Here is a 12590-nt window from a genome sequence, read left to right as displayed (position 1 = left end):
TAGACATTAGGCCATGAGCCATGATCGCAACCTGCTTGTCTTCGCCGCCTTCAACGGGGCCATGGCAGTGGCGCTTGGCGCCTTCGCCGCCCACGGCGCAGGGCCGGCAGTCAAGAGTCTGCTGACCACGGGTGCCCAGTATCAGATGGTCCACGCCGTCTTGGCCGTGGCCTGCGCCGTCTGGGCGGTGGGCGGCAAGACGGCGCGCATCGCGGGATGGCTGGCGGCGAGCGGCGGGCTGATCTTCAGCCTGGCCCTTGCCATGATCGGCCTGCTCAGCCTGCCCGTCATGGGCATGATCGCCCCCATCGGCGGGACCTTGTTGATCGCCGGATGGATCGTGCTGGCCGTCGCGGCGTTCCGCTCACACATCGTCAACGCCTGACCGGCCAATCTGAAAATCCTCATTCCTGACATGGCGTTTCCCGTGACCGACATCCCCCGCCGCGACCTCTATCCCGAGTTGGAAGCCTATGCCTCGGGCTGGATGCAGACCGACAGCGTCCACGATATCTATTACGAGGAAAGCGGCAACCCGCACGGCGTGCCGGTCATCGTCCTGCACGGCGGCCCCGGCGGGGCGGTCAATCCGGGGATGCGGCGCTACTTCGACCCGGCCAAGTACCGCATCGTCATGTTCGACCAGCGCGGCTGCGGCCTGTCGCGACCCAACGCCTCGCTGGAAGACAACACCACCTGGGATCTGGTCGCCGACATCGAGCGCCTGCGCGAAATGCTGGGCATCGACAAATGGGTGGTCTTCGGCGGGTCGTGGGGTTCCACCCTGTCGATGACCTACGCCATCAAGCACCCGGATCGCTGCCGGGCGCTGATCCTGCGCGGCATCTTCCTGCTGACCAGGAAGGAGTTGCACTGGTTCTACCAGGACGGCGCTTCGATGATCTTCCCCGACGCCTGGGAACGCTTCGTCGCCCCCATCCCCGAGGCCGAGCGCGGGGACCTGATGGGCGCCTACAACAAGCGCCTGATGGGCGACGATGTGGCCGAACGCAACCGCTGCGCCGTGGCCTGGTCCAGTTGGGAAGGCGAGACGGTCAGCGTCCAGGGCCCCTCGGGCAAGCCCGACAAGTTCGCCGAGCCGGAGTTCGCCGTGGCCTTCGCCCGGATCGAGAACTGGTACTTCACCAATGGCGGCTTCTTCGACAGCGAGCACTGGATCCTCGAGAACATCGAAACCATCCGCCACATCCCCTGCTGGATCGCGCAAGGTCGCTTTGACGTGGTTACGCCGATCTCGGGCGCCTGGGCCCTGCACCGCGCCTGGCCCGAGGCCAAGCTGGACATCGTCGGTGACGCCGGCCACGCGTCGAGCGAGCCCGGCATCATCGACAGCCTGATCAAGGGCACGGACTGGGCAGCCAGCCTCTAACGCACATCGCCCGCGCCGGCCGTCGGAGCGACGGCCGGCTGCGGGTTGGTCTTCATCACCATTTCATTGAGCTGGAAGCCGATGCGGCGCGCCTCGCGCTCCTCGGGCTTCTTGATCGCGGCCAGCACGACGTTGAGCTGGGTGTAGTGCTGGATCAGCCGCACTGGCTTGCCGTCCGCGTTGCGGCCGAAAAAGATGATCAGGTCCGGCCCCCAGAAACCGACATCGACGATCTGCATTGTGCCCTCGCCCGGCAGGCCGACGACACGGGCCCCGATCTCCTCGTCCTTGTCCAGCTTGGCCTCGAACTCCTCGATCAGCTTGGACAGGCGGACGAAGGCCCATTCGGCGGGGTTGTTGCGCATCCGCACGCCCTCGGCCAGGACCGCTGCCTCGTTCTTGGGATCGGCCATGACCGGCTGCGGACAGGGCGTGTCGCCACAATCCGAGAACATAGAAGGGTCGGCCTTGGGAATGGCGTCGGGTTCGGGCGCTTTGTCGGTCATGGTCTCAGCCTAACGCCTGAAACCGAAATCAGAACAGCCCCTGCCCCTTCGGCAACTCGACATAGCGGTGGACGTGGGTCGACAGGATCAGGCCGAAGCCGATCATCACCGTCATCATGGTCGAGCCGCCATAGGACAGCAGCGGCATGGGCACGCCGACAACCGGCGCCAGGCCCATCACCATCGCCCCGTTGATCAAGACGAACAAGGCCAGGAAGGCGGTCATGCCCGCCGCGCTGATGCGGCCGAAATGACTGTGCGACAGGGCCGCGATCCGCAGCGAAATCAGGATCAGCGCCAGATAGCAGGCCAGAACGGTAAAGGAGCCGAGGAAGCCGAACTCCTCCGACACGGTCGAGAAGATGAAGTCGGTGTGGCGTTCCGGCAGGAACTCCAGCTGGCTCTGACTGCCCAGGCCATAGCCCTTGCCCAGCAGGCCGCCGGAACCCAGGGCGATCTTGGACTGGATGATGTTGTAGCCGGTGCCGGACGGGTCGGCCTCGGGGTTCAGGAAGGTCAGGACGCGGTTGCGCTGATAGTCGTGCATGACGAACATGACGAAGGGCGGAATGACGGCCACCGCGGCGGCGGCGGCGGCGGCGATCACACGCCAACTCAGCCCCGCCATAAACATGACGGCGGCGCCGGTCAGGCCGATGACCATGGCCGAGCCCAGGTCAGGCTGCTTGGCCACCAGCAAGAAGGGCACGCCAATCATGCCCAAGGGAATCAACAGCTTCCATGACCAGCGGGCGTCCTGGGCCGAGTGGCCGTGATACCAACGCGCTAGCGCCAGAACGAGACCGATCTTGACGAACTCCGCGGGCTGGATGCGGATAAAGCCCAGGTTCAACCAGTTCTTGGCGCCCCCGGCCACATAGCCCATGGGCGTGAACTCGATCAGCAGCACCATGAACAGCAGCAGACCGTACAGCGGATAGGCCGCATGGAACCACCACTTGGGGTGGACCATGGCCAGACCGATCATGGCGATCAGCAGAAGGCCGAAGCGCAGCAGATGCTTCCACGCCCACGGCGACCAATTACCGCCCGCGATCGAATAGAGCATGGCCGTACCGATGCCCGCCAGAACGCACAGCAGGCCGATGACGCGCCAGTCCAGTTCGGCGAGCTTGCTTGAAATCCGGTCGCGTTCGCCGGGGCGGGTCAGGGCGGAAGCGGTCACTGGGCGGGCTCCGGCGGAGGCGCGGCGATGTCGGTGGGCAGCGTGTCAACGGGCTCGCCGCGAGCCTCGGCCTCGCGGGCGCCGGCGTCCTCCGGCGCCTCAAAACCAGCCTGTTCGATGCGGGCGCGGATTTCCGGATCCTTGAGCAGAGCGACCTTCATCACTTCGCGCGCACGCGGGGCGCCGGCCGTGCCGCCGCCCAGACCGCCGTGCTGAACAATCACCGACACGGCGTAGCGCGGGTTGTCGATCGGGGCGTAGGCGATGAAGAGGTTGTGGTCCTTCTGGGCCCAGGGACGACCCGCGCCCTTGCGCGATCCCGCCCCATAGTTCTGGGCCTGGGCCGTGCCGGTCTTGCCCGCCATGCGAACGGCGCCGAGGCCCAGTTGGCTGTTGCGGAAGCCTGTGCCGCCGACGTCAGTCACGGCCTCCATGCCGTCGCGCAGCACCTTCAGCATGGAGGCGTCAAAGGGTAGATCTGCGAAGTCCGTGCCGGATGTCTGCTCGACCCCGCCGATTGACTTGATAAGGCGCGGCGTCACCGCCTTCTGCCCATTGGCGATGCGGGCCGTATAGACGGCCAGTTGCAGCGCATTGACGTTCAGGGCGCCCTGCCCGATGCCGTAGCTGGGCGTCTCGCCCGGATACCATTTGCCGTCGCCTCGCACCGGGTTCCGACGGCGCCATTCGCGGTCTGGCACCAGGCCCGCCTTCTGGCCGGTCAAACCGATGTCGAAGGTTTGCCCAAAACCCATTTCGCGCGCCGTCTCAGCGATCGCATCGGGCCCGAACTCGGTCGCCACCGTCATGAAGTAGACGTTGCACGAAGCCTTGATGGCGCCGCGCATGTCCAGCGCGCCGTGCCGTCCCAGACAGGCGAAGCGGCGGCCCAGGAAGAAGCTGCCGTTGCAGACGACGCGGCGGTTAGGGTCCCAGCCCCGCTTCATGGCCGCCAAGCCCACGATCGGCTTGAAGGTCGAGCCCGGCGCGAAGGTGCCGCCCAGGGCCTTGTCCAGCAACGGGCGCCGCTCATAGTCGGCCAGGGCGCGATAGACCTTGGACGGCACCCCCGACACGAACAGATTCGGATCGAACGACGGCGACGAAACCATCGCCAGGATGTCGCCGTTGCGCACGTCCATGACGACGCAGCTGCCGGCTTCCTCGCCGAAGACCTCCAGGGCGCGGTTCTGGACGTCGTTGTCCAGCGTCAGCTTGACTTCAGCGCCCTGAACGGCCGCCTTGGACCCTGCCGCATCCTCGGCGACCACCCGGCCGCGGGCGTCGACCTCGACCCGCTTGCCGCCGGCGACGCCGCGCAGATCAGTGTCCAGCGCCTTTTCGATACCCTGACGCCCGATACGGAAGCCCGGGTTGAACAGGATGGACGGCGGCTGCTCGCCCTTGTCGCGGATCGCCTTGACGTCGCGGTCCGACACCTTGGCCACATAGCCGATCACATGGGCATAGGCCCCGCCGAACGGATAGTAGCGGGCCTCGTTCATGTCGGCCATGACGCCCGGCAGTTCGGCGGCGTGCAGGTTGACCTTGGAGAATTCCTCCCAGGTCAGATCACTCTTGACCGGCACCGGCGAGAAGCGGGGCGCAGCGTTGACCTCGCGGATGATAGTTCGGCGACGCTCCAGCGTGTCGGGCAACAACTGGCCCAAAAGATCCAAAGTCTGATCCAGATCCTTGGTCTCGTCGCGCACGACCAGAACGCGGAAGCTGGGCCGGTTGCCGGCGATAACGACACCGTTGCGGTCCTTGATCAGACCGCGCGGCGGCGGGACCAGACGGAAGTTGAACTGGTTATTCGTGGCGAGGGTGGCATATTCCTCGGACTTGACGATCTGCAGTTGAGCCAGCCGCGCGACCAGAGCCGTGGTGCCAAGCGCCATCCCCCCGCCCAGCAGAAAGGTGCGCCGCAGGAAGGACCCCTGCCGCTCGTTGACGTCCGAGAAGAAGATGTGAGGTTCGCTGCTCATCGGAAGCGCACGTCGGCGTCGTCAAATCTCTGGATCAGCCAGTCGGCCAGGGGGAAGAGCAAGAGCGTCGGGACGACCTGCCCCATGACGGCCAGGATGCTCGGCGCATTGCCCAAGCTCAGCGTAGTGATCATGTAGGCCAGGAAGAAGGCCATACCCGTCGAAGCGACATAGAGCGCGAACAGGACGATAGTCGCCTGTCCCGCCATGAAGTTCGAAGCCAGCAGGACGCCGCCATAGACGGCCATCAGGCTCAACGGCCACAGACCCAGCGGGCCACCCCAGAACAGATCCAGGAACAGCCCCAGGCCAAACAGGACGGCGGGCGCCAGCATCGACGGGCGGATGAGCGGCCAGGCGAAGGCCAGCACCATCGGCAGCACCGGCTCGGGCAAGTTCAGGCCGAACAGCCGAAACGGGATCGCCAGCAGGATGGTGACGGCGATCGCGGACAGGGCCGGATAAATGATCCATTGCAGCGGGCCGACGACGCGGACCGTGATCGCCCGTCTCACTCTGCAGCTCCCGCAGGCGTGGGCGCGGCATCAGGCGTGGCGGCAGGTTGAACGGTTGCAGGCGCCGCAGGCCGAGGCGCGGCGGGGCGCGGTTGAGACGTCGCCGGCCGCGTCGCTGCGGGACGCGCGGTCGTCGGCGCGGCCGTAACCGGGGCCTGAGCGACGGGCGCCGTCGCCAAGGCAGGCGGCGGGGCTGCGTTGGCGGCGCGCACACGTTCGGCGGTGGCGGCGGCGGCGGCGGCGCGGCGCGTGGCCACGTCCTGAATGGCGGCGGCCTGGGCCGGCGTCGGCGGCGGGGCGGCGGCCAGGCTGGCCAGAGGCGGCGCGTTCAGGGCGTTCTGATCGGCCAGTTGGCCAAAGTCCTGGAACAGCAGGACGCGAACATAGTCGATGGCGGTGCGGTCGCTGAACAGCTTCACACGCCAGCTGCCGTCGACGCCCTTGGCGGCCACGCCGATGGGCAGACCGCGCGGGAAGCCGCCGCCGTCGCCCGAAGTCATGATGCGGTCGCCCTCCTGAATGGAGCCAGCCCCGCGCACATAGTCCATACGCGGACTGCCGCTGCCGTCGCCGGTCAGCATGGCGCGAGCATCTGTGCGTTCGACCAGAACCGGCGTGCGCGAGGCCACGTCGGTCAGCAGCAGCATCCGGCTGTTTCCTGAAGACGCCCCAATAATGCGGCCTACCAGGCCATGCTCGCTCAGCACCGGGTTGCCGACGCGGATGCCCTTGGCGGCGCCGATGTTCAACAGGCGAGACCGGGCGAACGGCCCGCGTGCGTCGGTGATCGCCAGGCCGGTGACCATGGGCACCGGCGGCTCGGTCTTGACGCCCAGCATCTGTTCGTAGCGGCCGTTGATGTTCTTCAGCGCCAGGGCGTCATCCCGCCATGCGCTCAGTTCAACGACCTGCTGACGCAGACGCCGGTTCTCCGACACCGCGAAGAAGTAACCCTTGACGTAGTCTACGGCGTTGCCGGTCCAGCGGACAGGCGCAGACAAGGCGCCGCCGACGGGAGCTGCGCCGGTCTCGAATCCGGCCCGTGCAGGGCCATAGCCGTCAGGAGTCGGCTGTCCCCGGCTGTCACCGAGCAGAAGCATGACCGCGCCGACCAGGCCGACGACGACCACGACCGCCGCCGTCCAGGCCAGCGGCACCTTGATGTTCTCGAACGGTCCGTCGCGAAACGCCACGGCCAGCCTTCCTACCTAGAGATCCGGGACCGGCGGCGCTGCCGCCGGCTGCGAGAGCCTATCGCAAAAACCGATTCCCGAAGAAGGCGGTCGTCACGACAGGCTGTTCAGCCTCAGAGCGAGGACTCGAGGACGCCCTTCATCCACGACGGGTGCTCCAGCACCTTGCCGCAGCCGATGGCGACGCACGACAGCGGATCGTCAGCGACCTGAACCGGCAGGCCGGTGTGATCGCGGATCTCGACGTCCAGGCCGCGCAGCAGAGCGCCGCCGCCCGTCAGCATGATGCCCTTGTCGGCGATGTCGGCGGCCAGTTCTGGCGGCGTGGCTTCCAGGGCGACCTTGACGGCTTCGACGATCTGCGAAACCGGCTCAGCCAGGGCTTCAGCAGCCTGACGCTCGCTCATCTTCACTTCGCGCGGCACGCCCTGCATCAGGTCGCGGCCCTTGACCTCGATCGACAGGCCTTCGCCGTCGGCCGGGATACGGGCGGTGCCGATGTCCTTCTTGATGCGCTCGGCGGTCGTTTCGCCGATCAGCAGGTTATGGTTGCGGCGCATGTAGCTGATGATGGCGTCGTCCATCATGTCGCCGCCGACGCGGACCGAACGCGAATAGACGATGCCCGACAGCGACAGGACGGCGACCTCGGTCGTACCGCCGCCGATGTCGACGACCATCGAGCCGGTCGGCTCGTGGATCGGCAGACCGGCGCCGATCGCAGCGGCCATGGGCTCGTCGATCAGGCCGACGCGGCGGGCCGAGGCGTTCAGGCAGGAATCATTGATGGCGCGGCGTTCGACGGCCGTGGCGCCCGACGGGACGCAGACGATCATCTTGGGGTTCACGAAGCCCTTGCGGTTATGAACCTTGCGGATGAAGTGCTTGATCATCTCTTCGGCGACTTCGAAGTCAGCGATGACCCCGTCACGCATCGGACGGATAGCTTCCATGTGGCCGGGCGTACGGCCCAGCATCTGCTTGGCTTCCAGGCCGACGGCGTGGACGATCTTGCGACCGCCGACGTTGCGCAGGGCGACGACCGAAGGCTCGTTCAGAACGATGCCCTTGCCGCGCATGTAGATCAGGGTGTTGGCGGTCCCCAGGTCCATTGCGATGTCGTTGGAAAACATGCCGAAGAGAGGTGAAAGCATGGGCGTCGGTTACCGCTTGTTCGGGCCTGCTAGGGCGTGAGTCTTGTTTGTCCGCTCTGGCGACGCCCCCGCTCCACGCACCCATGTGCGCCGAACCGTCCTGTTCGTCCTCGCCTGGCCGACTACAGGCCCGTTTGCCCTCATGCCGCGTCGATTGCAAGCGCCTATGACTCGCCGATCACAGCCTTGTCACAGCAAGGCTTGAAAGCCCGTCCGCTCAAGCTTTCCAGCCCCGCTTGCCCCCTTTGGTCCGAGCCGACGGGCAACCTCTGCACGTCGCGCATTCGTTGAACGGCGGCGGACGGCGAAACGCCTCAATCCGCGCGTGCAGCCTCACGCCGTTTCACAACCTCGCGCACGCCCAGCATCAACCCCAGCCAGACCACCGCGACCCCAGCCAGGATCAGCGAGGTCCAAACCCCGTCGCCCGACACCGCCGCCATGAAGGAGCCGCCGAAGAAGGCGACCAGGGCCGTCTTGGGCAGGACGCCCAGCGCACACCCGGCCAGAAACCCTGGGAACGAGGCCCGCACCGCGCCGAAGGCCATGTTGACGACGATGAAGGGCGCGCTTGGCACGTTGCGAATGATGAAGCTGGCCGAAAAGGCGTTACGCCCGACGAACCGCTGCAGCCGCTCTGCCGCGCCGCCGCCGAAGCGCTCCAGCGCCCGCGCCGTGGGGCCGCGCCCCAGCCAATAGGTGACCGCCGCCGACACCACCGTGGCGACCCAGCTGTAAAGGAAGCCGAACCACGGCCCGAAGGCCACCACGCAGGCCGCGATCAGGATGAACTGCGGCACCCCCAGGAAGGCCGAGAGGGTGAAGACGACGATGGCCGCGACCAGCCCCCAGGGACCGACGCGATAGCCGGCCAGCCAGGCCTCCAGCTTTTCCTCGGCGCCGAGGGTGAAATGGCTTTTGCCAAAGGCGAACAGGGCGATGATTCCGCCCAGCAGCAACAGGCTGACCAGCAGGGTTCGCCACCGCTGGGCCTCCATGTTCAGCAGAAAATCGACGATCCGCCGCATAAATTTCGCCCAAATCGCCTTTTAATCGTCCGCAGGACGCACAAACGTTGTGCGCCTGCGCGGGGTTGCGTATCAAGCCTCGCCTCCCCGGCTCTCACCACATCCACCAGACGGGATAGATATGTCCAGCCTTCAGTCCACCGCCCTCGCTCGCGTCAAGCCTTCGGCCACCCTGGCCGTGACCGCCCGGGCCCGGGAACTGAAACGCGAAGGCCGCGACGTCATCGGTCTGGGCGCCGGCGAGCCGGACTTCGACACCCCCGACAACATCAAGGCGGCGGCCATCGAGGCCATCCATCGCGGCGAGACCAAGTACACCGACGCCGACGGCATGCCGGAACTGAAGGCCGCCATCGCGGCCAAGTTCGCGCGCGAGAACGGTCTGAAGTACGAAACCAACCAGATCCACGTCGCCTCGGGCGGCAAGCCGGTGATCTTCAACGCCTTCGTGGCCACGCTGAACCCCGGCGACGAAGTCATCGTGCCCGCGCCCTATTGGGTCTCCTACCCCGACATGGTGTTGCTGGCCGGCGGCGAGCCCGTGACTGTGATCGGCGAGGAAGCCGACGGCTTCAAGCTGCGCCCCGAGGTTCTGGACGCCGCCATCACGCCCAAGACCAAGTGGTTGATCCTCAACTCGCCGTCGAACCCGACCGGCGCCGCCTATACCCGCGCCGAGCTGGAAGCCCTGGCCGTGGTGCTGCGCAAGCATCCGCAGGTCTGGATCCTGACCGACGACATGTATGAGCACCTCGTCTATGGCGACTTCGAGTACGTCACCATCGCCCAGGTAGCGCCCGACCTCTATGACCGCACCCTGACGTGCAACGGCGTGTCCAAGGCCTATGCCATGACCGGCTGGCGCATCGGCTATGCGGGCGGCCCCAAGGCGCTGATCGACCTGATGCGCAAGGTCGCCAGCCAGACGACGTCCAACCCGTCCTCGATCAGCCAGTGGGCCGCCGTCGAGGCTCTGAACGGGCCTCAGGACTTCCTGGCCGAGCGCTCCGCCGCTTTCGAGAAGCGCCGCGATCTGGTCGTTTCGATGCTGAACCAGGCCGAGGGCATCCGCTGCCCCACCCCGGAAGGCGCCTTCTACGTCTATCCCTCGATCGAGGGCGTGATCGGCAAGACGACGCCGTCGGGCGTGGTCATCACCGACGACGAGATCTTCACGGCCGAACTGCTGGATCAGGAAGGCGTGGCTGTGGTCCAGGGCGCCGCCTTCGGCCTCAGCCCCTATTTCCGCATCAGCTACGCCACCTCGGAAGCTGTGCTGGAAGAAGGCTGCCGCCGCATCCAGAAGTTCTGCGCTTCGCTGAAGTAGTAACCGCCTAGAGCGGCGCCGGCGGAATGTTCAACGTCGGCGCCGTCTTCAGGATGAAGGACAGGCACCATTCGGTGGCGCGGCGCGAGTTGTCGTGGTCGCCGTCGGGGTTGCGCGTCAGCAGGCAGGCGGCGTCTGGCCTGTGGTCGCTCTCAGACGCCGCATAGAGCACCAGACCGCCGCCCGGCCCGGTCTCGCGCCGGTAGATCATCTTCAAGGCGCCGGATTTCTTGAGGTTGAAGGCCTCCGCCTCGCCGCCGCCCAGCAGATCACGGACCTGAACGTCAGGGTCGCCGGGCGTCAGTCGGAACAGCTCAGCCTTCAGGGCGTCGCCCGCTTCCGCCGTCATGGTGAATCGCGGCGCGTCCTGCGGGGCGCCTGCCAGCAACCCCGCCATGACGACCGCGAGCAGCATCAGGCCGCGCGGCTGACCGCGAAGTCGGCCAGATCTTCCAGCGCCGAGCGCCAGTCGCTGGCCGGCAGGACCGACAGCGCCGCCTTGGCCCGGTCGGCATAGTCGCCGGCGGCGTCCAGCGTCGCCTCGACCGCGCCCGTGCCCAGGATCAGTTCACGGGCGCGGGTGAAGTCTTCGGGCGTGCGTTCGCCCTTGGTGATGACGCGGTCCCAGAACAGGTCTTCCTTGCCCTTGGTGCGCTGGACGGCCAGCAGCAGCGGCAGGGTGGCCTTGCCCTCGTTGAAGTCGTCGCCCGCGTTCTTGCCGAGCGTCGCGGTGTCGCTGCCGTAGTCGAGCGCGTCGTCGGCCAACTGGAAGGCGATGCCCAGGGCCATGCCGTAGTCGCGCAGCGCCTTGACCTGTTCCTCGGTCGCGCCCGCGCCCACAGCGCCCGACTCGGCGGCGGCGGCGAAAAGTTCAGCGGTCTTGGCGCGGATGATCTGCAGATAGGTGGCCTGATCCAGGTTCAGGTCATGGGCGCGCGTCAGTTGCAGCACCTCGCCCTCAGCGATGACGCTGGAGGCCGTGGCCAGGATGCCGAGCGCCCGCAGCGAATCCGTCTCGACCATCAGTTCAAAGGCGCGCGCGAACAGGAAGTCGCCGACCAGCACCGACGAGGCCGCGCCCCAGATCAGGTGCGCCGCCACCTTGCCGCGCCGCATCTCCGAGCCGTCGACGATGTCGTCGTGCAGCAGGGTGGCGGTGTGGATGAATTCGACCGAGGCGGCCAGCTTTGTGGCGGCGGCGATGTCGCCCTGAGCCCCGATGGCGCGAGCGGCGGCGACGGTCAGCAAGGGACGCAGGCGCTTGCCGCCCGCCGAGATCAAATGCTCGGCCAGCATGGGGATCACCGGCACGTCGGACTGCATCCGCGCGATGATCAAGGCGTCAACCGCCGCCATGTCGTCCTTTGCCAGACGAACAAGAGCGTCCACATCGCCCTTGGGGCGGGGAGCGGCGACGAGAGCTGCGTCCACGAAAATCTCTTTCAACTCAGGGGCGAAGGGGGAGATTCGCCCGGAAATCACACGCATCCGCTTGCCCGAACGCGATGGCGCGCACAATGGTGGCCGCGTCATGATGGGTCAAGCCGGGTCAACCCTTACTGTCGCCGCCGAAGTTGCGGAATCCGCCCTGCTGGGCGGCCGCGTCCGGCTGCGCCAGCCGGTGAAGGGCTATCGCGCCGGCATGGACGCAGCCCTGCTGGCCGCGGCCGTGGACGCCAAACCGGGCGAGCGGCTGATCGAGGCGGGCTGCGGCGCGGGCGCCGTGCTGATGCAGGTCGCCGCCCGTCGCCCCGGCGTGGCTCTCGCCGGACTGGAGCGCGATGTGACCGCCGCCGGACTGGCGCGCGAGAACGCCGCGCTGAACGGCGTCGAGGACCGCACCACCATTGTCAGCGGCGATGTGGCGCAGGGGTTTCGCGCGCTGAACCTGCCGACCTTCGACTGGGCCGTCAGCAATCCGCCCTTCTTCGACGACCCCGGCGCGCTGCGGGCCCCCGGCCCCGGAAAGATGGGGGCCTGGATGGCCGACGACGGCTTAAAGGCCTGGACCGGCTTCCTGCTGAAGGCCGTGCGCGAGGGCGGCAGGATCGTGGTCATCCACCGCGCCGACCGCCTGGCCGACCTGCTGGCCCTGCTAGGCGACAAGGCCGGCTCCTTCGCCATCCGTCCCATCCACCCCTACGCCGACCAGCCCGCCAAGCGGGTGCTGGTCCAGGCCATCAAGACCGGCAAGGCGCCGCTGCGCCTGCTGCCGCCGTTGGTCCTGCACGACCGCACCGACGCCAAGCACAGCCCCGAGGCCGAGGCCATCCTGCGCGGCGAGGCGGGGCTGGGCTTCTAAT

The 12590-nt window shown here is 67.1% G+C and carries 13 protein-coding genes; 4 read left to right on the top strand and 9 right to left on the bottom strand.

Features of this window, described 5'->3' with window-relative positions:
- The first annotated feature begins 13 nt into the window (after positions 1-13).
- Together ACIQTU_RS07240 and pip are read left to right on the top strand one after the other, a co-directional pair.
- Positions 14-385, top strand: coding sequence for a DUF423 domain-containing protein (locus tag ACIQTU_RS07240; protein WP_400544529.1), 372 nt, complete (start codon positions 14-16; stop codon positions 383-385).
- 30 nt (positions 386-415) lie between these two features.
- A complete protein-coding gene (gene pip / locus ACIQTU_RS07235; RefSeq protein ID WP_400544526.1) occupies positions 416-1390 on the top strand; it encodes a prolyl aminopeptidase in 975 nt (324 codons plus the stop codon).
- Here the strand turns inward: pip and ACIQTU_RS07230 are convergent.
- The 7 genes from ACIQTU_RS07230 to ACIQTU_RS07200 all read right to left on the bottom strand — a co-directional run bounded on the left by ACIQTU_RS07230 (position 1387) and on the right by ACIQTU_RS07200 (position 8960).
- Positions 1387-1896 carry a DUF6173 family protein gene (locus tag ACIQTU_RS07230; RefSeq protein WP_400544523.1) on the bottom strand — a complete coding sequence of 170 codons (510 nt, stop codon included), beginning with the start codon at positions 1894-1896 and terminating at the stop codon, positions 1387-1389. The genes pip and ACIQTU_RS07230 overlap by 4 nt on opposite strands.
- Before the next feature lie 28 nt (positions 1897-1924).
- Positions 1925-3082 (bottom strand): rod shape-determining protein RodA, encoded by a 1158-nt coding sequence (gene rodA, locus ACIQTU_RS07225; RefSeq protein ID WP_400544520.1) that lies wholly within the window; start codon positions 3080-3082, stop codon positions 1925-1927.
- Positions 3079-5070, bottom strand: a complete 1992-nt coding sequence (gene mrdA / locus ACIQTU_RS07220; protein WP_400544517.1) for a penicillin-binding protein 2 — start codon at positions 5068-5070, stop codon at positions 3079-3081. The genes rodA and mrdA overlap by 4 nt, the downstream gene beginning before the upstream one ends.
- A complete protein-coding gene (locus tag ACIQTU_RS07215) occupies positions 5067-5585 on the bottom strand; it encodes a hypothetical protein (protein WP_178823678.1) in 519 nt (172 codons plus the stop codon). Before ACIQTU_RS07215 ends, mrdA begins: the two co-directional genes overlap by 4 nt.
- The gene (gene mreC / locus ACIQTU_RS07210; RefSeq protein ID WP_400544513.1) at positions 5582-6778 is read right to left on the bottom strand and encodes a rod shape-determining protein MreC; all 1197 of its coding nucleotides are present in this window, start codon (positions 6776-6778) and stop codon (positions 5582-5584) included. The genes ACIQTU_RS07215 and mreC overlap by 4 nt, the downstream gene beginning before the upstream one ends.
- A 113-nt stretch (positions 6779-6891) precedes the next feature.
- On the bottom strand, positions 6892-7932 hold the full coding sequence (locus ACIQTU_RS07205) for a rod shape-determining protein (RefSeq protein ID WP_114818699.1): 1041 nt from the start codon (positions 7930-7932) through the stop codon (positions 6892-6894).
- A 314-nt stretch (positions 7933-8246) separates the two neighbouring features.
- Positions 8247-8960, bottom strand: coding sequence for a TVP38/TMEM64 family protein (locus ACIQTU_RS07200; protein WP_400544509.1), 714 nt, complete (start codon positions 8958-8960; stop codon positions 8247-8249).
- Between the two features lie 121 nt (positions 8961-9081).
- Between ACIQTU_RS07200 and ACIQTU_RS07195 the strand changes: the two genes are divergently transcribed.
- Positions 9082-10287, top strand: coding sequence for a pyridoxal phosphate-dependent aminotransferase (locus ACIQTU_RS07195; RefSeq protein WP_400544506.1), 1206 nt, complete (start codon positions 9082-9084; stop codon positions 10285-10287).
- A 7-nt stretch (positions 10288-10294) separates the two neighbouring features.
- Here ACIQTU_RS07195 and ACIQTU_RS07190 read toward each other — a convergent pair whose 3' ends face one another.
- On the bottom strand, positions 10295-10702 hold the full coding sequence (locus ACIQTU_RS07190; protein WP_400544503.1) for a hypothetical protein: 408 nt from the start codon (positions 10700-10702) through the stop codon (positions 10295-10297).
- Entirely contained in the window at positions 10702-11676 is a 975-nt protein-coding gene (locus ACIQTU_RS07185; protein WP_400547053.1) for a polyprenyl synthetase family protein, read from the bottom strand. Before ACIQTU_RS07185 ends, ACIQTU_RS07190 begins: the two co-directional genes overlap by 1 nt.
- Positions 11677-11818: 142 nt before the next feature.
- On the opposite strand from ACIQTU_RS07185, the gene ACIQTU_RS07180 reads away from it, so the two are divergent.
- A complete protein-coding gene (locus tag ACIQTU_RS07180; protein WP_400544500.1) occupies positions 11819-12589 on the top strand; it encodes a tRNA1(Val) (adenine(37)-N6)-methyltransferase in 771 nt (256 codons plus the stop codon).
- The last annotated feature ends 1 nt before the right edge of the window (position 12590 follow it).

The sequence above is a fragment of the Brevundimonas sp. NPDC090276 genome (assembly GCF_044772165.1).
Taxonomy (GTDB): Bacteria; Pseudomonadota; Alphaproteobacteria; order Caulobacterales; family Caulobacteraceae; genus Brevundimonas.
The sequence above is the reverse complement of the archived record's forward strand: the minus strand, read 5'-3'. Positions and strand labels throughout refer to the sequence as shown.

Excerpts from the sequence above, each read along its gene's own strand:
- ACIQTU_RS07240 (WP_400544529.1), top strand. The coding sequence starts at position 14 with ATGAGCCATGATCGCAACCTGCTTGTCTTCGCCGCCTTCAACGGGGCC.
- pip (WP_400544526.1), top strand. The coding sequence starts at position 416 with ATGGCGTTTCCCGTGACCGACATCCCCCGCCGCGACCTCTATCCCGAG.
- ACIQTU_RS07230 (WP_400544523.1), bottom strand. The coding sequence starts at position 1,896 with ATGACCGACAAAGCGCCCGAACCCGACGCCATTCCCAAGGCCGACCCT.
- mrdA (WP_400544517.1), bottom strand. The coding sequence starts at position 5,070 with ATGAGCAGCGAACCTCACATCTTCTTCTCGGACGTCAACGAGCGGCAG.
- ACIQTU_RS07205 (WP_114818699.1), bottom strand. The coding sequence starts at position 7,932 with ATGCTTTCACCTCTCTTCGGCATGTTTTCCAACGACATCGCAATGGAC.
- ACIQTU_RS07200 (WP_400544509.1), bottom strand. The coding sequence starts at position 8,960 with ATGCGGCGGATCGTCGATTTTCTGCTGAACATGGAGGCCCAGCGGTGG.
- ACIQTU_RS07195 (WP_400544506.1), top strand. The coding sequence starts at position 9,082 with ATGTCCAGCCTTCAGTCCACCGCCCTCGCTCGCGTCAAGCCTTCGGCC.
- ACIQTU_RS07190 (WP_400544503.1), bottom strand. The coding sequence starts at position 10,702 with ATGCTGCTCGCGGTCGTCATGGCGGGGTTGCTGGCAGGCGCCCCGCAG.
- ACIQTU_RS07180 (WP_400544500.1), top strand. The coding sequence starts at position 11,819 with ATGATGGGTCAAGCCGGGTCAACCCTTACTGTCGCCGCCGAAGTTGCG.